This window comes from Streptomyces sp. NPDC046308, assembly GCF_055588065.1.
Genome location: NZ_JBVJFB010000002.1, coordinates 1 through 22,260, shown reverse-complemented (window position 1 = coordinate 22,260; position 22,260 = coordinate 1). Strand labels below are relative to the sequence as shown.

The following is a 22,260-nucleotide window of genomic DNA, read 5'->3' as shown; positions in this document are numbered from 1 at the left end:
GATCAGCCCCGCACTTCGCGCTCGCGCAGCCCCTCGGGGTCGATCACCTCGCGGATCAGCCGCAGCTCGTCCGGCGTCGGCTCCCGCGTGTACGGGACCTCCTCGGCGGCGGCCAGCTCGAACCCGGTGGCCGCCCTGACCTCCCGGGCGGTGACCCCGGGGTGCACCGAGACCAGCCGCATCGCGTGGCCGGGGCCGCCGAAGTCGAGGACGCCGAGATCGCTGACCACCCGGGGGAGGTGGTGGAAGCGGGTCACCCCGGCCGCCTCGGCGCGGTCGTAGCCGACCCCGCTGACCATGTCCACGCGCGCGACGAAGACCCGGGGGGAGTGCTTGGGGATCCAGTAACTCACCGGATTGTTGAGGGTGTTGACGGGAGCGCCGCGCACCCCGAGGAGCTGGCGGGCCGGCCGCTCCCAGTCGCCGATGCAGGAGATGTTCTGGTTGCCGAAGCGGTCGATCTGGCTGGCGCCCATCATCACGTGCCGCCTGCCGCCGGTGACCATGGTCAGGTGGCGCCGGTACGGGAGCCAGCCCTCGGCCGTGCCGTCGAGGCCGACGAGCAGGGCCTCGCCGTCGGTCAGGAGCAGGTCGGGGGAGAAGGTCCGTTTCGCGAGCCGGGCCCCGAAGGAGGGGATCAGGCCCATCGGGCTGGCGAGGACCTCGCCGTTGTCGCGCCAGGCCTCGGCGCAGGCGATCACGCAGTACTCGGCGCGGGTGACGGTCGCGGTGGTGGGCGTGGTGGTCACGGCTGCTGCTCCTCGTGCCAGGTCCGGACGGCGGACTGGTAGTCGTGCTCGCCCGCTCCGGAGAGGAAGCGCTCGGCGAACTCGGGCCAGGGGGTGGTCGCGTAGAGCTTCTGGAAGGGCTCGTCGCGGCCGTAGTCGGGGACGCAGGAGGTGAAGTGCGCGCCGTTCGGGGTCTCCACGACCCCGGTGACGGAGTGGCGGCTGACGAGCAGGGACTGCGGGGGGCCGGCCTTGGCGAGCTCGGCGGTCTCGACGAGCTGCTCGCAGGAGACGTAGGCGGCGTCGGCGGCCTCGCAGAACAGGTCGTCGAAGTACGGGTCCGGGCCCAGGTACTGGGCGTTGCCGAGGCGGTCGGCCCGGTTCAGGTGGACCAGGGCGGCGTCCATCCGCAGCGCGGGGACGGCGACGAGCTCCTCGCCGTCGGCGTAGGGGGAGGTGACCGTGCGCAGCTCGGGGTTGACCCGCATCACGTCGGAGCCGAGGCCGGCGCGGACGGGGAGGAAGGGGAGCCGGTTGGCGGCGGCGTGCAGGCCCCACATGAACATGGCCTCGTCGAGCTCGGTGAGGGCGAAGGCGGCACGCTCGCGGGCGGCCCGGAAGTGGGGCTCCAGGGGGATGGAGTCGAGGGTGGCGAAGGGGGCGACGAGCCGGCGGACGCGGCCGGCGGCGGCCAGCAGGCCGACGTCGGGGCCGCCGTACGAGATCACGGTGAGATCGGTGATCTCGGAACGGAGCAGTGCCCGCACCAGGGCCATGGGCTTGCGCCGGGAGCCCCAGCCGCCGATGCCGAGGGTCATCCCGCTGCGCAGCTGTCCGACCACCTCCTCGGGGGTCATGGACTTGTCGGTCATGAGCGCTCTCCCTTCCCGAAGGTGTCGCGGACCCGGTCGGCCACTCCGCTGAGGTTGGCCTCGAAGGTGAAGCCCTGCTCGAAGCGGTAGCTGCGGCGGACGTCCACGGGGTCGATGCCGTTGATGGCCGCCTTGGCCAGCCGGATCAGGTAGCCGTCCTTCCGGGCGATCTCGGCGGCCAGTTCCACGGCGGCGGCGCGCAGTGCGCCCGGCGGGACCACCTTCCAGACCGAGCCGTGCGCGTGCAGTTCGGCGGCGGTGGCGGTGCGCGAGGTGTAGTACAAGGCCCGCATCAGGTGCTGCGGGACCAGGCGGGCCAGGTGGGTGGCGGCGCCGAGCGCACCCCGGTCCAGCTCCGGCAGGCCGAAGACGGCGTCGTCGGAGGCGACGATCGCGTCGGCGTTGCCGACGAGACCGATTCCGCCGCCCAGGCAGAACCCGTTCACGGCCGCGACGACCGGCACCTCGCACTCGTAGACGGCGGCGAAGGCCTCGTAACAGCCCCGGTTGGCACCGATGAGGGCGGCGTGGTCGCTGTCGCGCTGCATCTCCTTGATGTCGACCCCGGCGTTGAAGCCGCGGCCCTCGGCGGCGAGGACGACGCACCGGACCTCGGGGTCGCGGCCGGCGGCGCGGAGGGCGTCGGCGAGGTCGTACCAGCCCCGCACGGGCAGCGCGTTGACGGGCGGGAAGTCGACGGTGACGAGCGCGATGCCCTTGTCCGGGCCGGAGGTGGAGACACCCATGAGCGGATCAGCTACCTTTCCACCAAACATTTGTTAGGTGAGGAAGGTAGCAGCCCATGGAGCTCGACGGGAGGGTCGTCGTCGTCACCGGAGGAACCCGGGGCGTCGGAGCCGGGATCGCCCGCTCGTTCCTCGCGGCCGGCGCGGAGGTCGCCGTCTGCGCCCGGCGGCCGCCGGAGGAACCGGTCTCGGCGGACGGCCGGAAGGCCTCCTTCAGCGCCGTCGACCTGCGCAATCCCGTCGCCGTACAGGACTTCTTCGGCGCCGTCGCCAGGCGGTACGGGCGCCTCGACTGCCTGGTCAACAACGCCGGCGGCACCCCGTACCGGCTGCTGGGAGAGGGGGAGGCGGAACGCCACGCGCGGGTCGTCGAGCTGAACCTGGTGGCGCCCATGACGGCCTCGCTCGCCGCGTACCCGTGGCTGCGCGAGGCCCGCGGCTCGGTGGTGATGATCGGCAGCGTCAGCGGCACCCGGCCCTCACCGGGGACGGCGGCGTACGGGGCGGCGAAGGCGGGCCTGGAGAACCTGGCCCGGTCCATGGCCGTGGAGTGGGCGCCCGAGGTACGGGTGAACTCGCTGGTCCTGGGCATGGTGCGGACCGAGCTGACGCACCTGCACTACGGGGACGAGGCCGGGGTCGCGGCCGTGTCCGCGACCGTCCCGCTCGGGCGGCTGGCCCAGCCCTCGGACGTGGGGGAGGCGGCGGTGTTCCTGGCCTCCGGCCGGGCGGCGTACGTGAGCGGGGCGAGCCTGCTGGTGCACGGCGGCGGGGAGCGCCCGGCGTTTCTGGATGCGGCAACTGTCAACAAGGGGAGCTGAGATGGCGGGACTGTGCGAGGGCCGGGTCGTGATCGTGACGGGCGCGGGGCGGGGGCTGGGCCGGGCCCATGCGCTGGCCTTCGCGGCCGAGGGGGCGCGGGTCGTCGTCAACGACCTGGGCGTCGGTCTGGACGGGCTGCCCGGGCCGGACGGTCCGGCGGCGCGGGTGGTCGCCGAGATCGAGGCGCTCGGCGGGGAGGCGGTGGCGCACGGCGGGGACATCGCGACCTCCCGGGGCGCGACCTCCCTCGTGGAGACGGCGCTCGGCGCGTTCGGGCGGCTGGACACCCTGGTCAACAACGCCGGGTTCCTGCGGGACCGGATGCTGCTCAACCTGGACGAGGACGACTGGGACGCGGTCGTGCGCGTCCACCTGAAGGGGCACTTCCTGCCGCTGAAGGCGGCGGCCCGGTGGTGGCGGGCGGAGGCGAAGGCCGGCCGGCAGGTCGCGGCCCGGGTGGTCAACACCTCCTCGGGGGCCGGACTGCTGGGCTCGGTCGGCCAGGGCAACTACAGCGCGGCCAAGGCCGGCATCCTCGGCCTCACCGCGGTCGCGGCGGCGGAGATGGGCCGGTACGGGGTTCAGGTCAACGCGATCGCCCCGGCGGCCCGGACCCGGATGACGGAGCAGACCTTCGCGCAGACCATGGCCGCCCCCGAGGAGGGCGCCTTCGACGCGATGGCTCCGGAGAATGTGTCCCCGCTGGTGGTGTGGCTGGGCTCGGAGGCCTCGGCCGGGGTCACGGGCCGGGTCTTCGAGGCGGAGGGCGGCCGCATCACGGTCATGGAGGGCTGGCGGCCCGGCCCCACGGCCGACCGCGACTCCCGCTGGACCCCCGCCGAGGCGGGCGAGGCCACGCTGAAACTCCTCGCCGCGGCGCAGGCTCCGCCGCCGGTGTACGGCGCGCGGTAGCGGGAGCCGGTCCGGTCCCGGCACCGGGGGCGGAGGCTAGGGTTCCTGGTCCGGGACACCAGCCGAAGGGACACGAACCGACGATGGCCGTCACGCCGACCCCGCAGAAGATCACCACGTTCCTGATGTTCGAGGGGCGGGCCGAGGAAGCCATGGGCTTCTACGTCTCGCTCTTCGACGACGCGCAGGTGCTCGCCGTCAGCCGCTACGGCCCCGACGAGACCGGACCCGGGGCCGGGCCCGAGGGAACCGTGCGGCACGCGACCTTCTCCCTGGCCGGCCAGCAGTTCATGTGCATCGACAGCCCGGCCAGGCACGCGTTCGGCTTCACGCCCGCGGTGTCGCTGTACGTCCAGTGCGCGGACGAGGCCGAGATCGACCGCCTCTACGGCGCGCTCGCCGAGCAGGGCCAGGAGCTGATGCCCCTCGGCTCGTACGGATTCAGCCACCGGTTCGGCTGGGTCAACGACCGCTTCGGCGTCTCCTGGCAGCTGAACGTCGCGGCCCCGCCCAGCGCGGACGGATGACGGGCCGGGCTCAGGCCCCGGCACCGCCCGGCCCGGGCTGCTCCAGGCCGAGCATCTCCAGGGCCGAGTCCATCTCCGCCTGGAACAGCACGCGGGGATTGGCCTCGGGGCCGAACTGGCCGTAGACCTCCAGCGCGACGGGACCGTACATGCGGCCCCACACGCGCAGCGAGGCCAGCAGCGCCTGCGGCGGGAGGTGGGGGAAGCACTCGCGGGCGAGGGCGGCGAGGGAGGGGACGAAGTCGCTCCACTGCGCCTCGGCCCGCTTGAGCTGCTCGGGAGCGGTGGGCCAGGCGGCATCGACCAGGCCGAGGAGGATCATGCAACATCGGCGGGCGGCCGCCACGACGATGTCGTGCGTCGGGGCGTACCCGGGGGAGCTGTCCCCGTAGGTGAGGCGGAACTCCGCCGGCCGGGTCCGGGCCCACTCCCGGAAGGTGTCCGCGACCGCGAGGAGCCGGGCCGCGGTCGCCTCCTCGGGGAGCGCGTCGCGGGCCAGCTCCTGCTGGTCGGCGAGCCGGTTGTAGGTGTCGGCCGCCAGGGTGGCGAGCAGGTCGTCGCGGGTGTCGAAGTAGCCGTACAGCGCCGCCGCGGTCATGCCCATCTCGCGTGCGATGCCGCGCAGGGTGATCCCGGCGACGTCGCCGGAGGCGAGCAGGGCGAGCGCCACCTCCTTGATCTCGGCGGTGGTCTCGATCCGAAGACGTTCACGGCGCGACAGGGTCTGCATGGCGGGGGCTCCTCCTCAGGGACACGGCGAGAGTGTCTTCTACCCCCGTACAAACACCGTTTACTTACCTTACCGTGTTGACGAACCGCAACTCGGCGGTCCTCCTGCGGCCTCTGGTGAGGGCGCACGCCACCAGCACCACCGCGAGGCTGCCCAGGCTCATCAGCAGCTGGGGCCGGGTCTGCGCGGTGAACAGCATCGAGCACAGGATCGCCGCAAAGGCCGCGATGACCAGCAGCGTCAGGTACGGGAAGCCCCACATGCGGAACGTCAGCAGGCCCGGGGCGGTGCGCTCGGTCCGGATCCGCAGCACGAACTGGGAGACGGCGATCCCCAGGTACATGATGATCAGCACCGCGCCGGTCGAGTTGAGCAGGAACGGGAAGGTCCGCCCGGGGCTGACCGCCTGGGCCGCGACGGCCCCGCCGCCCGCCAGGGTCCCGAGCAGGACCGCACGCCGGGGCACCGCCGCCCACCGGGGCGCGTCGCCGTGCCCGGCGAGGGTGGCCAGCATGCGCGAGGAGGCGTACAGCGTGGAGCCCAGCACCGACAGCAGCGCGGTCAGGATCACCGCGCTCATGGCGGTTCCGGCGAAGGGCACCCCGATCCGGGTCAGGGCCGTCACGTACGGGCTCTCGCCACCGCCGATCTGCGGCCACGGCACGATCGCGAGCACCAGCAGGACCGAGCCGAGGAAGAACACCAGGATCCGCCAGACGATCTGCCGGGTGGCGCGGGCCACGGCCCGGCCCGGGTCGGGGCACTCGGCGGCGGCGACCGCCACGATCTCGGTACCGCCGAAGGCGAAGACGGCGCCGACGGTGGCGGTGAGGACCGCGCCGAAGCCGTGCGGGGCGAAACCCCCGTAAGCCGTGAGGTTCCCCAGCGGCGGACCGGCCGGGCCCCCGCCCAGCAGGTACGCGGTCCCCAGGGCCAGGAAGGCGAGGATCGCGCCGATCTTGACGACCGCGAACCAGAACTCCGCGCTGCCGAAGGACCGGGAGGAGCGCAGGTTCACCGCCGTCAGCCCGCCGAGCAGGAGGAGGCTGCAGGTCCAGGCCGGCACCTGCGGCAGCCAGGCGTGGACGATCTGCCCGCCCGCGATCGCCTCGACGGCCACGATCGCCACGAAGGCGTACCAGTAGAGCCAGCCGACCGTGAAGCCCGCCCAGTCGCCGAGGGCGAGGCGGGCGTAGTCGGCGAAGGACCCGGCCATCGGGCGGGCGGCGACCATCTCCCCGAGCATCCGCATGACCAGCAGCACCAGCAGCCCGGCCAGCGCGTAGCTGACGAGGGCGGCGGGGCCGGCGGTCCGGATGGTCTGCGCCGAACCGACGAAGAGACCGGTGCCGACGGCGCCGCCCATGGCCATCATGGTCAGGTGGCGGCCGCGGAACACCTGCCCGGCGTCCTTGGTCGTCACGGCGCGACCGAGAGCTTGTGCCGGAACACGTCGTGCGGGTCGTAGGCGCGTTTGACCGCCCGCAGCCGCTCGTAGTTCTTCTTGTAGAAGAGCTCGTGCCAGGGGACGCCGGAGGTGTTGACCGCCGGGTCGGCCAGGTCGGTGTCCGGGTAGTTGATGTAGCAGCCGTCGGTCCCGCCGCCGGTCACGGGGACGCCGCCGGTCCCGGCGTAGACGTCGGCGTAGAAGGCGCGCAGCCGGGCCGTCTCCTTCTCGTCGTCCTGCGGGGCCGACCAGATCGACTGATAGAGGACCTTGAAGACGGAGTCGCGCTGGGCGGCGGCGGTGTCCGCCTCGCCGCGCGCGTTGATGGCGCCGCCGAAGGAGAGCAGGACCATGGAGGTGTCCGGGTTGTCGGTCCGCGACAGGTGCCGGTAGGCCGCCTTCAGCTGCTGCTCGGTGAAGTCACGCCGGTGGTAGGCGGACTTGAGGCCGACCCGGGCCAGCGGGTTGGCCCAGACCGGATTGGGCGAGCCGACCATGCGGGCCGCGTCCAGCCAGGGCAGCTCGCGGGGTGTGAACAGGTTCGGCATGGCCGCCAGTTCGCCGCTGGGCCGCTCGACGGGGCGCGGGGTCAGACCGGTGCCGTCCAGCAGGGCGGCCAGGTAGGCGTCGAGGGTGGCCCGGGAGGAGGACTGGGCGTAGTGGGCGAGGGAGCCGAACCGGCGGGAGTTGGCGTTGAAGAGGGTGGACAGGTGGCGGCCCGGCGAGTCGGGGCCGGAGTTGCGCTCGTGCCAGGTGCCGTAGTTCCGCAGGAGCCGTACGAAGCGGTCCTCGGTGAGCTCGCTCCAGGACAGGTCGATCGCCGAGGCGTGCAGCCGGGCCGGCGGGGCGGGCAGCTGCCGCTCCGGGGGCGCGTGTGCGGTGCCGGGGGTGCGGAACCAGTAGCGGGTGATCAGCCCGAAGTTGCCGCCGCCGCCTCCGGTGTGGGCCCACCACAGCTCGCGGTGCGGATCGCCGGCCTCGCGGGTGGCCACGACCGTGCGGGGGCGGCCGCCGCTGCCCGGGACGACCACCTCGACGGCGTACAGGTGGTCCACGACCAGGCCGAAGTCGCGGGAGAGGAGTCCGTAGCCGCCGCCGCTGATGTGGCCGCCGGCGCCGACGGAGTGGCAGACCCCGCCGGGCAGGGTGACCCCCCACCCCTTGTAGAGGGCCTCGTAGACGGCCATGAGGTGGGCGCCGGGCTCGACGAAGAAGGCGCGGCGGCGCTCGTCGTATCCGACGCCGGTCATCTCGGAGAAGTCGAGGAGGACCTCCACCTCCGGGTTGCAGGTGAAGTCGGCCAGGCAGTGGCCGCCGGAGCGGACGGAGACCCGCTTGCGGCCGGCCATCGCCTCGCGGAGCGCGTTCTCGGCGTCGCGGGCCGAGCGGACCAGCTTGACGTGGTCGGGCCGGGCCACGTAGCGGCGGTTGATGCCCGTCTGGAGGGAGGGGTAGCGGGCGTCGGAGGGCAGGACCCTCGGGCCCGCCGCCGCGGGGGCGGGGGCGGCGGCAGCGTCCGTGGCGGTGAGGGGGCCGGCGATCCCGGCGCCCGCGGTGACGGCCGAGGCGGCGAGGAATCCGCGGCGGTCCAGAGGCGGCATGACAGGTTCCCTTGCGTGGCGCGAGAGCGGTACGGGGCTGTGCGATGGAGGTCTGGCGGGGCTGGGCGGGGGCCGGGCCCCGGAGGGGAGCGGGGGGCTCGATGCGCCTCCGGGGCCCGGCGTCCAGGGGGTGGTGCGTCCCGCCGGTCAGGCGTTGGCGCCGCCGTCGACGGTCAGCGTGGTGCCCGTGACGAAGGAGGCCTCGTCGCTCGCCAGGTAGAGGACCGCGCTCGCGATCTCCGCGGCCCGGCCGTAGCGGCCGAAGACGTTCAGGCCGCGCTGGAAGTCGGCGGACGGGCCGTCGGCCGGGTTCATGTCGGTGTCGACGGAGCCGGGCGCCACCTGGTTGACGGTGATGGCGCGCTCGCCCAGGTCGCGGGCGAGGCCCACGGTCAGGCCGTGGATCGCCGCCTTCGACATGGCGTACGGGGTGAAGCCCGGGGCGGGGACCTGCGTGGCGAGGCAGGAGCCGACGTTGACGATGCGGCCGCCGTCGGGCATGGCCACGGAGACGGCCTGCGCGGTCAGGAAGGCGCCGCGGACGTTGACGTCGAGCGTCCGGTTGAGGGTGGCCAGCGGCACCTCCGCGAGCGGCGGGCAGGTCATGTCCGCGTAGCCGGCGTTGTTGACGAGGATGCGCACGGGGCCCAGTTCGCGCACGACCTGCTCCACCGCGGCCGTCACGGCCCCGGCGTCGGCGGCGTCGGCCTCGACGGCCACGGCGCGCCGCCCGAGGGCCCGTACCTGCCCGGCGACCTCCTCGGCCTGTTCCTTGTTGGAGCGGTAGGTGATCGCCACGTCGGCGCCGTGGGCGGCGAGCGTACGGGCGATCTCGGCGCCGATGCCGCGCGAGCCGCCGGTCACGAGGGCCACTCCGTGGAGGGTGGTGGTCACATTGATTCCTTTTCTGTGCGGGGGAGTGGGGCGAGGGGCAAGGGTGGCGGGCTCAGGCCGTGGCGGCCTGCGGCTCGGGGGCGGCCGTGGCGCCGCCGCCGTCCTTCTTGGCGCGCAGGTCCGGCAGGAGGGTGAACAGGCCGAGGAAGGCCATGATCACGCCGAGTACGAGCGGGGCCCGGAGCCCGTAGGCGTTGATGCCGACACCGCCGAGCCAGGAGCCGATGACGATGCCGAGAGTGATGAAGGAGGAGTGCACGGTGTTGACCAGCGGGCGGGCATTCGCGGTGCGCTGGACCCGGGTGATCATGCAGGGGTTCATCGTGACGCCGACCAGGCCGATGCCCATCATGAAGATCAGCGCGGGCGCGGTGACCTCCGCGAAGACGGCGAAACCGGCCAGGAAGACCATGTTGAGGCCGAGCCCGACGAGCTGGGTCACGATGGTGTGCTTGTCGGCGAAGCGCCCGACGATGTTGTTGCCGACGACGGTCGCGGCTCCGTAGGCGACCAGCAGCCAGGGGACCGAGCCCTCGCTGAAGCCGGTGAGCTCGGTGAGGATCGGCGTGAAGTAGCTGAAGGCGGAGAAGGTGGCGCCGATGATCAGCGTGGAGGTGGAGAACACCAGCCACAGGCGCGGGTTCTTGAAGGCGCGCATCTCCTCCTTCACCGAGGGGCCGTGCGCCCCTTCGGCGCCGGTCACGGACGGGACGCCGGCGATCGTGGCAAGGGCCGCGAGCACGGTCAGCCCCGAGATCGCCCAGAACGCCGCCCGCCAGCCGAACTGGCCGCCGACGAAGGTGGAGATGGGCAGGCCGAGCAGGGTGCCGAGCATCAGCCCGTTCATGGCGGCGCCGATCGCCTTGCCGCGCATCTCCGGCTTGGTGATCTCGGCGACGACCGAGAGCGAGACGCCGAAGAAGGCGGAGGAGGCGACGCCCGTGATGACGCGCCCGATGGCCATCGTCACGTAGTCGGTGGACAGGGCGGCCAGGACGTTGCCGGCGAGGAAGACCGCGAACAGCACCATCAGGGCGCTCTTGTGCGGGAGTTTGAGCACGGCGGTGGCCAGGAACGGCCCGCCGAGGGCCATGGCCACGGCGAACGCGGTGATCAGATAGCCGACTTGGGGAATGGTGGCCCCGAGTCCCTCGGAAATCTGGGGCATCAGGCCGGCCACCACGAATTCGCTGGTGACCATGGCGAAGATGCCGAGGGCGAGGACGTACACGGCCTTGGGCACGGCCGTCACCACCTTTCTATAACTAAACGATCGTTCCAGAACTTGGGCAGGCGCGACCCAGGGGCAGAGCACGGTGATTGCGGGTCAGTCAGTCAGTCAGCCGGTCGGCCGGTCGGACCGCCGGGCCGGACGTCGGACGGGTGTCAGCCGGTACAGGACAGGCCCTTGAGGGCCTCGTCGACGACCTGGGTCAGGTAGGCCCGGTCCGCCGCCCGCTCCATGACGCGCAGCCCCTGGGTGAGGGTGACCAGGAGGCGGGCGGTGGAGCGCACGTCGGTGCCGGGCGCGAGCTCCCCGGCCACCCGGGCCCGCAGCAGGAGGTAGGCGAAGGCCTCCTCCAGGGAACCCAGCGCTCCGCCGAGCCGTTCGGCGGCCTTCGCGTCCCCCGGCAGCCGCTCCAGCACGCCGTGGGTGACCATGCACCCGCCGCGCAGCGGATCGGCCAGCGCGGAGTCCACGTAGGAGAGGAGGAAGGCGCGCAGGACCGGCAGGGCGGGACCCTCGTCGGACTCGGCGAGGTTCTGCCGGGCCCGGTCCGCCTCGACGGCGCAGTACAGGTCCAGCGCCTTGAGGTAGAGGTCGTGCTTGGAACCGTAGGCGGCGTACATGCTGGAGCGGTTGATGCCCAGCGCGTCCACCAGGTCCTGGATCGAGGTGGCCTCGTACCCCTGGCGGCGGAAGAGCTCCATGGCCGCCACGAGGGCGGTCTGCGGGTCGAACTCCTTGGGCCTTGCCATGAGCACGAGGCTACCCCATTCCCAACCGTTCGTTTCAGAAAGGCGGCACGACCGTCCGGTCTCAGTCGAAAGCGGCCGGAATCACGCCGTACCGCGCCCCCACCTCGGCCACCCCCGGAGGGTCCTCCACCGGCACCGGCACACCCGGAGTGGGCTCCGTACCGGCCTCCAGGAAGAAGTTCTCCACCCCGCCCGGCGTGAAGATCAGCAGCAGTTTCGCCGTGTGCAGGGAGTGGTTGTGGAACTGGTGCGCCGTGCCCCGCGGCACGAACACGAAGTCGCCGGTGGCCGCCTCGTACGTGTTCGCGCCGACGCGGATGGTCAGCCGGCCGTCCAGGACGTAGAAGGCCTCGTCCTCGTCGGCGTGGCGGTGCGGCGGAGGCCCGCCGCCGGGCGGTACGGACGCCTCCAGCACGGCGATGGAACCGCCGGTCTCGACCGCGCCCGCCTTGACGCTGTAGACGTCACCGGACAGCCAGGTGGCCTTGCCGCCACCGGCCGGGACGTGCAGGACCCGCCGCACCTCGGTGGGCACCTCGGCCTGCTGCGTCGCTTCGAACAAAGACATCTCTCAACCCACCGTCGTCGCTTCGCCGAGGAGCGCGAGGGCCGGGTCGTCGACCGCCACCTCGCGTCCACCGCATTCCACCGTGACCAGCCGCAGCCACTCGCCGTCCGCGCACGCCACGTACAGCCCGCCGCCGTGGCGCACCAGCGCGCCGGGCGGCCGCCCACCGGGCGCGGGCCCGCCGCCCTCGCCGTACGCCGCCGACAGCAGCCGGATGCGCTGCCCGCCGGGGGCGGTGAACCAGGCACCGGGATGGCGGTAGGCGGCCCGTACGTGGCGTTCCACCACGGCGGCGGGCAGGCCGAAGTCGAGCCGGTAGTGCTCGTCGCGGGGCCGCCCGTAGTAGGAGCGGCGGGACAGGTCCTGGGGCGTGCGCTCCAGGGTGCCCTCCACCAGGTGCGGGATCAGGTCGAGCAGCATCAGGACGTTGGCGCGCTCCTGCATGGTGCGCAGCTCCAAGCCGGTCTCACGGCCCGAGAGCGGGATGTGGTGCTGCATCAGCAGGTCACCGTCGTCGAGTTCGACACCCATCTCGATGGCGGAGACCGAGCTCTCCGCGGCCCCCTCGCGGACCATCCAGTAGAAGGGCGCCAGCCCCGCGAACTCCGGCAGCGGCGAGGGATGGAAGTTGACCGCGGTGCGGCGCGGCAGGGCGAGCAGCGGAGCCTTCAGCAGCTGCTGGAAGTTGCCGACGAGGAAGTAGTCGGCTTCCAGGGCGGCCAGAGCCTCCACGGCGTCGGGGTCGTTCACCGAGCGCGGGCGCAGGACGCGTACGCCCAGGGCGCGCGCCTGGTCGGCGACGTCGACGGCTTCCTCGTCATCGGTGAAGTACGCGCACAGCTTCCCGGGCGGCGAGGTGACCAGGGCGGCCAGCTCCACGTTCGGGTGGCCGTGCAGGATGCTCAGGAAGGGTGATCCGAGTTTGGAGTTGACTTCGGTGAACAGCACAACACGTATGGAATCCATGACGGTCGGACGCTTCTCTCGTCTCGGTCTCTAGAAGAACGGGGAGGTGGAGGAACCGCCCAGCAGGACCTTGCCGGTGAGCTGGAGGACGGAGTCCTGGGCGACGGCGTGCTGGCACATGGTGTTGGCGTCGCGCAGCCACCGGTCCAGCGGGTTGGGCTTGTAGACGGACGACCCGCCGACGAGGTCGAAGAGCTCGTGGACGATGGAGCGCGCCGTCCGGAAGGCGTGGCGCCGGGCGATGGCCGTGGCCACGCGGGCGTCGTCGCTCAGCACGTCCCCGGAGGCGAGCGCGTCCCACTGCACCCGCAGGGTGGTGTACACACCGGCGCGGGCGGCGATCAGCTCGCCCTCCAGGCGGGCGATCGCCGACTGGATCCGGTAGTCCTCGCGCCACGGCACACCGGTCTCGCGGTCGGTCCGCTGTGCGGCCAGCTCGCGTACGTGGTCCAGCGCGGCGCGCGCCATGCCGAGCGGGATGCCCGGCATCTTGCGCAGGATGGCGTCCGGGGTGGCGTGCAGCGGGCCGGTCCGCCTGGGCTCGGAGAAGGAGAAGGAGCGCTCCTCGGGCACGAACAGGTCGGTGCAGGAGTAGTCCTGCGAACCGGAACCGGCCAGGCCGGTGGTGTGCCAGGTGTCGTGGAACTCGTAGTCGCCGGGGCGGGCGATCATCACCCGCCAGTGCCGCGCGGCGCCGGTCACCGGGTCGGCCTCCGGCTCGCCGTCCTCGCCGAAGACGTGGACGCCGGCGCCCAGCCAGTCGCAGTGCGAGGAGCCGGAGCCGAACTTCCAGCGGCCGGTGACCCGGAAGCCGCCGGGCACCCGGACCGCCTTGCCCTGCGGATAGATCCAGCCGGAGTTGGCCATGTCGAGCGTGGGCCACATGCCGCGGGCGACCTCGTCGTCGAGGTAGCCGGAGTAGATGCCGGAGTCCATGCCGATCATCGCGCACCAGCCGACGGAGACGTCACCGGCGGAAAGGATCTCCAGCAGCTCGGCCTGCTGCATCGAGGTCAGCTCCGGGCCGCCCCAGGTCTTGGGCATGGCGGCACGGAACACACCGGCCCCGCGCAGCAGTTCGACGATGTCCTCGGGCAGCCGGCGCTCGGCCTCGATGCGCGGGGAGCTCTCCCGCAGGACGGGCACGAGCGCACGGGCGCGGTCGAGGATCGCTTCGGCGGTGTCGGGTACGTACGGCGTCGTCGTCATCACGTTCTCATCAGGGGTGCGGGGCGGGCGGGACGGGGCGGCGGTCATGCGTAGCGGCCGGCAGCCATGACCCCGTGCGGGTCGACGGCCTCGCGCAGGGCGCGCTGGAGGGCGGTCTCGGCGGTCTCGGCGGTCGCGGCCGTACCGGTGGCCGCCCGGGAGTGGCCGGAGTCGAGCCGGTAGGGGCGCAGGCCCGCCTCGCCGAACCAGAGGTGGGCGAGGTCGAGTGCCCGGTGGGCGGCCTCGGTCTGGGTGGCGCGGTCGAAGGGGAAGGACACGACGAGGTCGATGACGTCGGCGTCGAGGGCGTTGACCGTGGAACCGGGCCGGATGCCGGTGGCCAGGTGGATGCGGTCGAGGATGTCCAGGGCCCGGACCACCGAGGCGCCGTCGAAGGGAAGGAACGGCAGGAAGAACAGCCAGCCGTTGCCGTCGGCGTCCACCCGCCCGGCGGCGGCGCCGGTGGCCGAGGCGAGCATCCGTTCGTTGTGCGCGACCGAACCGCTGTAGGCCGCGTGCACCACGTGGGCGACGACGTCCTCGTCGGCGGGCGGCTCCTCGTCGCTGGAGGTGACCGAGGTGAACAGGCCCGTCTCGGCCATCTCGGCCAGCAGGGCCGCCTTGAGGGCGGCGGCCGAGCGCTCGGTGCCCTCCACGCTCAGGTGGGCGACGTAGCCGCCGGCGGTGTCCCCGCCGCCGTACGTGGCGGTCGAGGCGGTGTCGTACACCTTGATCACGCCGGCGATCAGGCCGTTCGCCTTCCAGACGCGCAGCGCGTCGACGGCCCGGTGCAGCGTCTCGCGGTGGAATCCCGCGCGGACGGTGCTCTGGCGCTGCGGGCGTGGCAGCAGCCGGACCACGGCGGCGGTGACGATGCCGAGGTCGGACTGGGTGAACAGGTGCAGCAGGCTGGGGCCGAGGCCCAGCGGGTTGAAGCCGTCGCCCTTGCCGTGCGCGGCGTCGCCGGGCCACCAGCCGATGTGCGCGACCGCGCCGTCGGGCAGGACGACCTCCAGGCCGAGCAGGTCCTCGGTGCGCTGGTGGCGCAGGCCGACCCCGCGGTCCACGGTGTTGCCGAGGACGCTGGTGTGGCCGGAGGACGCGGTAACGTTCAGCATCCGCCCGGTGCCGGACAGCAGTTCGGAGAGTTCCTTCTGGGTGACGCCCGGCTCGACGACCGCGTAGCCCGCTTCGGTGTCGAGTGCGCGCAGGGCGTCGAGCCCGTCCAGTTCGACGCGTACGACGGGGCCGGCGGCCGGCTCCTTGGAGCCGAGTCCCCAGTTGCGGCCGGTGGAGACGGGCTGGAGGCCGGGGAGTTCGCTGCCCGAGGCCTTGGCCCGGTGGAAGGCGCCGACCAGGGCGCGTACGTCGGCGACGGAGCCGGGGCGCAGGACGGCACGGGTGTCGCGCGGGGCGAACGCGGAGACGTTGGGGTCCGGCGGCAGCGGTCCGGCGGCGGCGTCGTGCCGCACGCGCTCCGCGCCGAGGGCCTGCCGGAGTTCTTCCAGCACGGCCTTGAGATCCGGGTACAGGTACGGGTCTGGCATGCCTCGACCTCGATCGTGATGTGGGTGGTCGGTGAGGTGGACGACGGGTGGGACTGACTACGCGGGGGACTGTGCGGGACGGGTGGGCGCGGAGTCCCCGAGGTAGACGGGCGCGAGCGGGCCGCACGAGGTGACGTGGGCCAGGACGCGTACGGTGCGGGCCGGCGCGCCGGCCCAGGCGGTGTCGGCCGCGCACAGCGCGGGCACCTCCCAGCCGTCCTCGCGCAGGGCGAGGGCCGGGGTGTCGCTGGTGAGGTCCGGGCTGCAGGTGAAGAGCAGACTGATGACGGCCTCGCGCTCCAGGCCGTTGCGGGCCAGGAGTTCGCCCACGAGCGCGCGGGTGGCGGCGGCGATGTGCCGGGGTGTGTCCTCGGCCACCGAGGTCGCGCCGCGAACGGCGCGTACGGCGGGTACGGCGCGTACGGCGGGTACGGCGCGTACGGCGGGTACGGCCGACGACGCGGCCCGTGCGGCGGGGGCGGCCGGTCCGGCCGCGGCCCCGCGGCTCACTCCGCGCCCGCCGGGGCGGGGGTGAGCCGGCCCCGGTGGAACAGCAGCGCCCCTCCGGTGTCCTCGCCGGGGCGCACGTGTTCGACGCGCCCGAGGAACAGCGTGTGGTCCCCGCCGGGGAACCGCTCCTCGATCCGGCAGCCGAGGGAGGCCAGGGCGCCGGGCAGGTACGGGCGGGCCTCCACGCCCTCGCCCTCGGTGGTGAAGTGCGTGTCCAGCTCCCGCCCGAACGGCTTGTCGCGGGAGGCGAACAGCCGCGCCAGGTCGCCCTGTCGGTCGGAGAGCAGGTGGACCTGGAACTCCCCGGTCGTGTCGATCGCCGGGTAGGTCCGGGAGGACTTCATGACGGAGACCAGGACGCGGGGCGGTTCGAGCGAGATCGAGACGAACGAGTTGGCGGTCATCGCCGCCGCGTGTGCGCCCTGTCCCGACGACAGCACGGTGACGCCGGTCGGGAACAGGCGCATCACCGACCGGAGATCGTCCGGTACGGGCATGGCGGGGCCCAGAGTTGTGGCCATTTCCCCCTCCTCAGGAGTTATCGGCAGAAGAAAACTTAACAGAGTTTAGTAACGATCGAAACCCAGGTCAGGGGGCTACTGACGGCCCTTAACGCAATCGAAACGGTCGTTGGACCATGGAGTTAACGGAGCGAGGCGGCTCGGCCCGGAGCGGCGACAGGCTCTACGAGGGCCTCGACGCGCGGGACGCGCAGGAGGTACGGCTGCCTGCGGTGGCGCGGTGCACGCACCCCGGCCGGGGCGCGACGGGCTGGGCGGTCGGCGGTCCGGTGGCGCAACGAGGCCCCCGGCCGCGCGGATCCCGTACGGGTGAAGGGGCTGTCGGGCAGGACGCGCGGCCGCTAGCTTCTCCGGCAAAGCGCTTGCTGCGCACGGCAACCGGTTCGGGAAGCGGGGCTGGGCCCATGTCCGACACCATCACGCTCGCCGTCGTCGGGGCGGGGGACCGGGGGAGCGGCCACGCCGGATGGGCCCTGGCCCATCCGGACCGGGCCCGGGTGGTCGCGGTCGCCGAACCGCGCGCGCCGCGGCGGGAGCGGCTGGCCGCCGCCCACGCCATCGACGCCCGGCACGTGCTCGGCGACTGGCGGGAGCTGGCCGCCCTCGGCCGGATCGCGGACGCGGTGCTCGTCTGCACCCTGGACCGCGACCACCTGGAGCCCGTCCTCGCGTTCGCCGCGCTCGGCTACCACATCATGCTGGAGAAGCCGATGGCCCTCACGGAGGACGAGTGCCGGCGCATCGTCGACGCCGTCGAGCGGGCCGGCGTGATCCTCTCCGTCGGGCACGTCCTGCGCTACACGCCCTACACGCGGACCCTCAAAGGCGTCGTCGACTCCGGCCGCATCGGCGACGTCGTGAGCGTCCAGCACCTGGAGCCGGTCGGTTTCTGGCACCAGGCCCATTCCTTCGTCCGGGGCAACTGGCGGCGGGCGGACGAGGCGACGACCATGCTGATGGCCAAGTCCTGCCACGACCTCGACTGGCTCCAGTACGTGCTGGGGCGCCCGCCCGTACGGGTCTCCAGCTTCGGCCGCCTCTCCCACTTCCGGCCCGAGAACCGGCCGCCGGGTGCGGCGGACCGCTGCCTGGACTGCGCGGTGGAGGCCGACTGCCCGTACTCCGCGGCACGCGAGTACGGGGACCGGCTGGCCGACGGCCGCCACCGCTGGCCGCTGAGCGTGCTGGTCGACGAGTTCACCCCGCAGGCCCTGGAGACCGCCCTGCGGGAGGGGCCCTACGGGCGGTGCGTGTACGCGTGCGACAACGACGTCGTCGACCACCAGGTGGTGGCCATGGAGTTCGACTCCGGGGCGACGGCCACCTTCACCATGACCGCCTTCACCGAGCGGGCGGACCGCCAGACCCGGATCTTCGGAACCCGCGGCGAACTGCGGGGCGACGGCCGAGGCATCACGGTCTACGACTTCCTGACCCGCACCGAGGAGCAGGTCGCCATCGGCGAGGGCGGCCCGATGGACGCCGCGGGCGGCCACGGCGGCGGCGACGCCGGACTCATGGACGCCTTCGTGGCGGCTGTCGCCACCGGCGACCCGGGCCTGGTCAGGTCGGGCCCGTGGGAGTCGCTCACCAGCCACCTGACGGTGCTGGCCGCCGAACGGGCCCGCTGCTCCGGCACGGTGGAGCCGGTGGAGCCGGTGGAGCCGCCCGTCCAGGAGCCGTAAACGAAGCGGGCCCGGCCCCCTGGCGAGGGGTCGGGACCGGGTCTTCGTTTCTTGCGGTGGGATAGGACTACCCGCTCCATCCACTCGCTGAACCGCAGCCGGCCCACATGTTGTCCCTCGCCTGTTCCGAGACCGCCGGCTCCAGGCCCTGCGACCGTTCGAAGACGGCCCGCGCCGCCGGCTCGGCGCGCGGCGCGAGCGGCCTGATCGGCGTCCGGTCCGTGCGCGGCCGCAGGCCCCGGGCCGGGGCGTGCTCCACCGCCCCCGGGTCGCCGAAGGCGAGGATCGCCGTGCCTGCGGCCGTGGAGCGGGCGGGCATCCGGCCGCCGACCCGGGAGGGCACCGGGCAGACCACCTCGGCCCCGTCCGGCACCGCGCGGCGCTCGAACCCTCGGGGGTCAGGACAGTTTGCCGTTGTAGTCCGGCAGCTTGACGGTGCGCTCGGCGTGACCGCCGACGAGGTCGGTGGGGCTGTTGCCGATGTTGGCGATGATCGTGTAGCCGCGGGCCTCGATCTCCGCGCGCTTGCCCGTCTTGTAGGCGCTCACCTCGTCGAACAGGTCGGGCAGGTCGCGGACGTAGAGCCCCGAGACCGGGTAGCCGACGGCCTTGAGGTTGCGCTCGGTGAGGGAGTGGATGATCCCCGGGCGGGCGGTGACGAAGAAGACGGCGACTCCGTGGGCGTTCGCGTACTGGGTCAGGTCGCGCACCTTGGCGATGGCCGGGGTCGGGAACGTCCAGAACCAGTGGAAGTCCGTCTCCAGCGAGGTGTTGTCGATGTCGAGGACGAGGGCCGGCTTCTCGCCGGCGGGCGAGGCGGCGATGCGCTGCTCGATGGCGGGGCGGGCCGCGTCGACGGCGGCGGCCACGGCCCGCTGCCAGGTGGCGTAGTCGATGCCGAGGATCGCCGCGTTGCCGCCGGGGGCGGACGCGGACGCGGACCCGGACGCGGAGACGGCCACGGGCGCCGGGGCGGGCGCGGCGGCGGGGGCCGCCTGGGCGGCGGTGGCCGGAACCAGCGTCATGACGGTGGCTACCGCGGCCACGCCGACGGCGGTGGTACGGGACATACGGGTGCGGCGGGTGCTGCGCATGGGGGGCGCTCCTCGGTCACGAATTGACGTGTACGCGACCAGAGTTGGCGAGATCCGCTCCCCTGTCTACTGGCCGGTAAGAAACTTTTCGTGGCCGACCGGTGAATGAAGATCGTCCGGATACCCCGGGTTGCTAGGTCTCGCAGTCGAGGACGGTGCGGCACAGGCCGCACCGGGCCCGGAGTCGCCCGCGCACGGGCAGCCGCAGCCGCTGCCCGCACACCGGGCACGGGAAGCTCACCCGCACCCCGGGCCCGGAGTCCTCGCGCTCGAAGCGGTACGGGGCCCCCTCGGCCGGTCCGGCCGCCGGCCCGTCCCCCGGGGTGGCTCCGGTGCGCCGGGCCTTCGCGTACCGCCGCCGCGCCAGCGGGCCCGCGGCCGCCAGCGGGGGTCGCCGGTGGTCCCGCTCGGCTTGCGCGCGCCCGCGCACGTACGCCTCGTACGCCTGCGGGCTGGTGAACCACGTGGAGGGGTCCTCGTCGAACAGGGCGGCCCGTCGGGCGAGGACGTAGCCGAACTCCTCCGGTGTGAGGTAGCCGAACTTCTGGTGGGTGAGCGCGTCCTCGCGGTAGGCGTCGAGCAGCAGCCAGCCCGCCCCGAGGTAGACGGCGGCGGTGTCGGTGAGGATCTCGTTCGCCGCGGTGCCGGGGAAGCGCAGGCCGAGCCGGTGCAGCAGGACGTGGGTGACCTCGTGGGACAGGGCGGCCGCAAGGTCCCGGCGGTGGGTACGGAAGCGGTCGCTGACCTCCACGAAGTACTCGGGGCCCGCGGCCAGTTCCACGGTGGCCGCCTGCTCCATCGGCCGGAAGGCGACCACCATGCGCGCATCGGGCAGCCGGAGGGCGCGCACCATCGCCGAGGCCACCCGCTGCGCGCCCAGGTGCAGGTCGTCGGCGGCGTCGAAGGCGGCGTCGGCGGGCGCGACGCTCGTGGCGTAGGCGCGGATCCCCTCCGCCGACAAGCGGCGGAAGAGCGCGGTGATCGAGGCGCGCACCGTCGCCAGATGCGGAAATCCGTGCTCGATCGGACCTCCGGGCCCACCGTTGTGCGTCATCGCGTCCCCTTCGCCGCAATCCCTGCCGTCCGAACGGATGATTGGCCGAAAATGCGTTCTTGATGGCGCCCATACCGCTGATGTGTCATGGACCCGTCATTCACCCGATGACACGCACGGCCCAACCCCCCACGAAAGGCAGTGTGTTGACTGTGACCACCCTTGTGCAGTTCATGAAGCGCAGCCTCGCCGTCGGAGCCGTCGCCCTCGCGGCGGTCAGCCTCCAGCCCGGCTCCGCCTCCGCCGGCACGGCCCCCGTCGTCGGCGGCACCCGTGCCGCCCAGGGCGAGTTCCCCTTCATGGTGCGCCTCTCCATGGGCTGCGGCGGCGCCCTCTACACCCAGCAGATCGTCCTCACCGCCGCCCACTGTGTGAACGGCTCCGGCAACAACACCTCCATCACCGCCACCGCCGGAGTCGTCGACCTCAACAGCTCCAGCGCCATCAAGGTCAAGTCCACCAAGGTCCTCCAGGCCCCCGGCTACAACGGCAAGGGCAAGGACTGGGCCCTGATCAAGCTCGCCAAGCCCATCAACCTCCCCACCCTCAAGATCGCCGACACGAAGGCCTACGACAACGGCACCTTCACCGTCGCCGGCTGGGGCGCCGCCCGCGAAGGCGGCGCCCAGCAGCGCTACCTCCTGAAGGCCAACGTCCCCTTCGTCTCCGACGCCAGCTGCCAGTCCTCCTACGGCAGCGACCTCGTCCCCGCCGAGGAGATCTGCGCCGGCCTGCCCCAGGGCGGCGTCGACACCTGCCAGGGCGACTCCGGCGGCCCCATGTTCCGCCGCGACAACAACAACGCCTGGATCCAGGTCGGCATCGTCAGCTGGGGCGAAGGCTGCGCCCGCCCGAACTACCCCGGCGTCTACACCGAGGTCTCCACCTTCGCCGCCGCGATCAAGAGCGCCGCGGCGAGCATGTAGCACTCCCGCGTCCTTCCGACCGGGCGCGCACGGCGCGACCCGGCCGGAAGGACGCGCGGGCTCGGTCCAAGCGCCGTGCGGTCGCGGGCCGACGCACGCACCGGCGGCAGCGGCGGGCGAGAGCGGGGCAGGCGGCGCGCGGCGATCAGCGAGGTCGTCGCGGAGCACCGTCCCGACGGCCCCGAAGCGACCCGGCGCCGGTCCGGCAGCGACACTCCGCACATCGTCCTCCTCACCACCCGCGGCACTCCACGGCGGAGTCCGGCTTCCTCCTGAAGGACGCCAGCCCGGCCATGCCGGTTGAAGCGGTCCGCGGGGCGACTCCCTCGTCCCGCCCGCCCTCTGCGCCGACGGCCCGGCTGGCCAGCCCGGCGCAAAGCCCGCGGCCCCGCCCCTCAATCGCCGGCGAGCGGCCCAGCCGGACGGTGCGGCTCAAGAACCGGAGCTCCGCCCCGGACCCCGCGCCTCAAACGCCGGCGGGGCTGAATGGGTGCGGCGGAGGCCGGATGGTGCGGCACGGCTGGACGGTGCGGCTCAAAGATCGGGGCTCCGCCCCGGACCCCGCGCCTCAAACGCCGGCGGGGCTGAATTTGCGCGGCGAGGGCTGGATCGGTGCGGCGGAGGCTGGATGGTGCGGCACGGGTGGGTGGTGCGGCACGGGTGGGTGGTGCGGCGCAGCCGAGGGGTGCAGGGGTTGGGGGGGTCAGCCGGGTCGGTTGGGGTGGGGGTGGGTGTGTGTCGGGGTGATCCCCGCAGGGCGTCGAACGCACTGCCGCCGCGCTGTCCGACCCCTCGTCACGTTCGGCGCCCGAGGAGACGCCCCGGCGCGGGGGGGGGGGGGGGGGGGGGGGGGGGGGGGGGGGGGGGGGGGGGGGGGGGGGGGGGGGGGGGGGGGGGGGGGGGGGGGGGGGGGGGGGGGGG

23 protein-coding genes are annotated in these 22,260 nt (G+C 73.2%); 5 read left to right on the top strand and 18 right to left on the bottom strand.

The genetic code is table 11. The features are described from left to right. Positions 1-2 precede the first annotated feature (2 nt). The 3 genes from ACZ6JT_RS07535 to ACZ6JT_RS07525 are packed head-to-tail and all read right to left on the bottom strand — an operon-like array spanning position 3 to position 2,346. Positions 3-749 carry a CoA-transferase subunit beta gene (locus tag ACZ6JT_RS07535; RefSeq protein ID WP_469208313.1) on the bottom strand — a complete coding sequence of 249 codons (747 nt, stop codon included), beginning with the start codon at positions 747-749 and terminating at the stop codon, positions 3-5. Further along, positions 746-1,600 (bottom strand): CoA transferase subunit A, encoded by an 855-nt coding sequence (locus ACZ6JT_RS07530; RefSeq protein ID WP_469208310.1) that lies wholly within the window; start codon positions 1,598-1,600, stop codon positions 746-748. Before ACZ6JT_RS07530 ends, ACZ6JT_RS07535 begins: the two co-directional genes overlap by 4 nt. Next, positions 1,597-2,346: an enoyl-CoA hydratase family protein gene (locus ACZ6JT_RS07525; protein ID WP_469208308.1), complete on the bottom strand. Its 750-nt coding sequence runs from the start codon at positions 2,344-2,346 to the stop codon at positions 1,597-1,599. The genes ACZ6JT_RS07530 and ACZ6JT_RS07525 overlap by 4 nt, the downstream gene beginning before the upstream one ends. 56 nt (positions 2,347-2,402) lie before the next feature. Here ACZ6JT_RS07525 and ACZ6JT_RS07520 point away from each other — a divergent pair, with 56 nt between their 5' ends. The 3 genes from ACZ6JT_RS07520 to ACZ6JT_RS07510 all read left to right on the top strand — a co-directional run bounded on the left by ACZ6JT_RS07520 (position 2,403) and on the right by ACZ6JT_RS07510 (position 4,607). Further along, positions 2,403-3,167, top strand: a complete 765-nt coding sequence (locus ACZ6JT_RS07520) for an SDR family oxidoreductase (protein ID WP_469208306.1) — start codon at positions 2,403-2,405, stop codon at positions 3,165-3,167. A gap of 1 nt (position 3,168) precedes the next feature. Beyond that, entirely contained in the window at positions 3,169-4,080 is a 912-nt protein-coding gene (locus ACZ6JT_RS07515; RefSeq protein ID WP_469208304.1) for an SDR family oxidoreductase, read from the top strand. Between the two features lie 83 nt (positions 4,081-4,163). Further along, positions 4,164-4,607, top strand: coding sequence for a VOC family protein (locus ACZ6JT_RS07510; protein ID WP_469208302.1), 444 nt, complete (start codon positions 4,164-4,166; stop codon positions 4,605-4,607). A gap of 10 nt (positions 4,608-4,617) precedes the next feature. On the opposite strand, the gene ACZ6JT_RS07505 is transcribed toward ACZ6JT_RS07510, so the two are convergent. The 12 genes from ACZ6JT_RS07505 to ACZ6JT_RS07450 all read right to left on the bottom strand — a co-directional run bounded on the left by ACZ6JT_RS07505 (position 4,618) and on the right by ACZ6JT_RS07450 (position 16,580). Continuing rightward, positions 4,618-5,337, bottom strand: coding sequence for a TetR/AcrR family transcriptional regulator (locus ACZ6JT_RS07505; RefSeq protein WP_469208300.1), 720 nt, complete (start codon positions 5,335-5,337; stop codon positions 4,618-4,620). Between the two features lie 64 nt (positions 5,338-5,401). Then, a complete protein-coding gene (locus ACZ6JT_RS07500) occupies positions 5,402-6,760 on the bottom strand; it encodes an amino acid permease (protein WP_469208298.1) in 1,359 nt (452 codons plus the stop codon). Next, on the bottom strand, positions 6,757-8,385 hold the full coding sequence (locus ACZ6JT_RS07495; RefSeq protein ID WP_469208296.1) for an FAD-binding oxidoreductase: 1,629 nt from the start codon (positions 8,383-8,385) through the stop codon (positions 6,757-6,759). Before ACZ6JT_RS07495 ends, ACZ6JT_RS07500 begins: the two co-directional genes overlap by 4 nt. Positions 8,386-8,532: 147 nt before the next feature. Then, complete coding sequence (locus tag ACZ6JT_RS07490) at positions 8,533-9,285, bottom strand: SDR family NAD(P)-dependent oxidoreductase (RefSeq protein ID WP_469209569.1); 753 nt, start codon at positions 9,283-9,285, stop codon at positions 8,533-8,535. Positions 9,286-9,331: 46 nt separating this feature from the next. Beyond that, entirely contained in the window at positions 9,332-10,522 is a 1,191-nt protein-coding gene (locus tag ACZ6JT_RS07485; protein WP_469208294.1) for an MFS transporter, read from the bottom strand. Between the two features lie 143 nt (positions 10,523-10,665). Next, positions 10,666-11,259, bottom strand: a complete 594-nt coding sequence (locus tag ACZ6JT_RS07480; RefSeq protein ID WP_385814969.1) for a TetR/AcrR family transcriptional regulator — start codon at positions 11,257-11,259, stop codon at positions 10,666-10,668. A 61-nt stretch (positions 11,260-11,320) separates the two neighbouring features. Beyond that, positions 11,321-11,827, bottom strand: coding sequence for a cupin domain-containing protein (locus ACZ6JT_RS07475; protein ID WP_469208291.1), 507 nt, complete (start codon positions 11,825-11,827; stop codon positions 11,321-11,323). Between the two features lie 3 nt (positions 11,828-11,830). Then, positions 11,831-12,793 carry a methionyl-tRNA formyltransferase gene (locus ACZ6JT_RS07470; RefSeq protein WP_469208289.1) on the bottom strand — a complete coding sequence of 321 codons (963 nt, stop codon included), beginning with the start codon at positions 12,791-12,793 and terminating at the stop codon, positions 11,831-11,833. Between the two features lie 30 nt (positions 12,794-12,823). After that, positions 12,824-14,002 carry an acyl-CoA dehydrogenase family protein gene (locus ACZ6JT_RS07465; protein ID WP_469208287.1) on the bottom strand — a complete coding sequence of 393 codons (1,179 nt, stop codon included), beginning with the start codon at positions 14,000-14,002 and terminating at the stop codon, positions 12,824-12,826. Positions 14,003-14,046: 44 nt separating this feature from the next. Then, entirely contained in the window at positions 14,047-15,549 is a 1,503-nt protein-coding gene (locus ACZ6JT_RS07460; RefSeq protein WP_469208285.1) for an FAD-binding oxidoreductase, read from the bottom strand. 57 nt (positions 15,550-15,606) lie between these two features. Further along, positions 15,607-16,059 carry a chorismate mutase gene (locus tag ACZ6JT_RS07455; RefSeq protein WP_469208283.1) on the bottom strand — a complete coding sequence of 151 codons (453 nt, stop codon included), beginning with the start codon at positions 16,057-16,059 and terminating at the stop codon, positions 15,607-15,609. Next, on the bottom strand, positions 16,056-16,580 hold the full coding sequence (locus tag ACZ6JT_RS07450; RefSeq protein ID WP_469208281.1) for a flavin reductase family protein: 525 nt from the start codon (positions 16,578-16,580) through the stop codon (positions 16,056-16,058). Before ACZ6JT_RS07450 ends, ACZ6JT_RS07455 begins: the two co-directional genes overlap by 4 nt. Before the next feature lie 404 nt (positions 16,581-16,984). On the opposite strand from ACZ6JT_RS07450, the gene ACZ6JT_RS07445 reads away from it, so the two are divergent. Further along, complete coding sequence (locus ACZ6JT_RS07445; protein ID WP_469208278.1) at positions 16,985-18,265, top strand: Gfo/Idh/MocA family protein; 1,281 nt, start codon at positions 16,985-16,987, stop codon at positions 18,263-18,265. A gap of 67 nt (positions 18,266-18,332) precedes the next feature. Here the strand turns inward: ACZ6JT_RS07445 and ACZ6JT_RS07440 are convergent, their stop codons facing one another. The 3 genes from ACZ6JT_RS07440 to ACZ6JT_RS07430 form a co-directional block, all read right to left on the bottom strand. Next, a complete protein-coding gene (locus ACZ6JT_RS07440; RefSeq protein WP_469208277.1) occupies positions 18,333-18,608 on the bottom strand; it encodes a hypothetical protein in 276 nt (91 codons plus the stop codon). A gap of 55 nt (positions 18,609-18,663) precedes the next feature. Then, the gene (locus ACZ6JT_RS07435; RefSeq protein WP_469208275.1) at positions 18,664-19,359 is read right to left on the bottom strand and encodes an HAD family acid phosphatase; all 696 of its coding nucleotides are present in this window, start codon (positions 19,357-19,359) and stop codon (positions 18,664-18,666) included. Between the two features lie 133 nt (positions 19,360-19,492). After that, positions 19,493-20,413 (bottom strand): hypothetical protein, encoded by a 921-nt coding sequence (locus tag ACZ6JT_RS07430; protein ID WP_469208273.1) that lies wholly within the window; start codon positions 20,411-20,413, stop codon positions 19,493-19,495. Positions 20,414-20,586: 173 nt separating this feature from the next. Here ACZ6JT_RS07430 and ACZ6JT_RS07425 point away from each other — a divergent pair, with 173 nt between their 5' ends. Beyond that, positions 20,587-21,339: a serine protease gene (locus ACZ6JT_RS07425; protein WP_469209567.1), complete on the top strand. Its 753-nt coding sequence runs from the start codon at positions 20,587-20,589 to the stop codon at positions 21,337-21,339. Positions 21,340-22,260 lie beyond the last annotated feature (921 nt).

Bases quoted from the DNA above. Each gene is read 5' to 3' on its own strand.
- ACZ6JT_RS07530 (WP_469208310.1), bottom strand. From the start codon at position 1,600: ATGACCGACAAGTCCATGACCCCCGAGGAGGTGGTCGGACAGCTGCGC.
- ACZ6JT_RS07525 (WP_469208308.1), bottom strand. From the start codon at position 2,346: ATGGGTGTCTCCACCTCCGGCCCGGACAAGGGCATCGCGCTCGTCACC.
- ACZ6JT_RS07520 (WP_469208306.1), top strand. From the start codon at position 2,403: ATGGAGCTCGACGGGAGGGTCGTCGTCGTCACCGGAGGAACCCGGGGC.
- ACZ6JT_RS07515 (WP_469208304.1), top strand. From the start codon at position 3,169: ATGGCGGGACTGTGCGAGGGCCGGGTCGTGATCGTGACGGGCGCGGGG.
- ACZ6JT_RS07510 (WP_469208302.1), top strand. From the start codon at position 4,164: ATGGCCGTCACGCCGACCCCGCAGAAGATCACCACGTTCCTGATGTTC.
- ACZ6JT_RS07505 (WP_469208300.1), bottom strand. From the start codon at position 5,337: ATGCAGACCCTGTCGCGCCGTGAACGTCTTCGGATCGAGACCACCGCC.
- ACZ6JT_RS07495 (WP_469208296.1), bottom strand. From the start codon at position 8,385: ATGCCGCCTCTGGACCGCCGCGGATTCCTCGCCGCCTCGGCCGTCACC.
- ACZ6JT_RS07480 (WP_385814969.1), bottom strand. From the start codon at position 11,259: ATGGCAAGGCCCAAGGAGTTCGACCCGCAGACCGCCCTCGTGGCGGCC.
- ACZ6JT_RS07475 (WP_469208291.1), bottom strand. From the start codon at position 11,827: ATGTCTTTGTTCGAAGCGACGCAGCAGGCCGAGGTGCCCACCGAGGTG.
- ACZ6JT_RS07470 (WP_469208289.1), bottom strand. From the start codon at position 12,793: ATGGATTCCATACGTGTTGTGCTGTTCACCGAAGTCAACTCCAAACTC.
- ACZ6JT_RS07465 (WP_469208287.1), bottom strand. From the start codon at position 14,002: ATGACGACGACGCCGTACGTACCCGACACCGCCGAAGCGATCCTCGAC.
- ACZ6JT_RS07460 (WP_469208285.1), bottom strand. From the start codon at position 15,549: ATGCCAGACCCGTACCTGTACCCGGATCTCAAGGCCGTGCTGGAAGAA.
- ACZ6JT_RS07450 (WP_469208281.1), bottom strand. From the start codon at position 16,580: ATGGCCACAACTCTGGGCCCCGCCATGCCCGTACCGGACGATCTCCGG.
- ACZ6JT_RS07445 (WP_469208278.1), top strand. From the start codon at position 16,985: ATGTCCGACACCATCACGCTCGCCGTCGTCGGGGCGGGGGACCGGGGG.
- ACZ6JT_RS07435 (WP_469208275.1), bottom strand. From the start codon at position 19,359: ATGCGCAGCACCCGCCGCACCCGTATGTCCCGTACCACCGCCGTCGGC.
- ACZ6JT_RS07430 (WP_469208273.1), bottom strand. From the start codon at position 20,413: ATGACGCACAACGGTGGGCCCGGAGGTCCGATCGAGCACGGATTTCCG.
- ACZ6JT_RS07425 (WP_469209567.1), top strand. From the start codon at position 20,587: ATGAAGCGCAGCCTCGCCGTCGGAGCCGTCGCCCTCGCGGCGGTCAGC.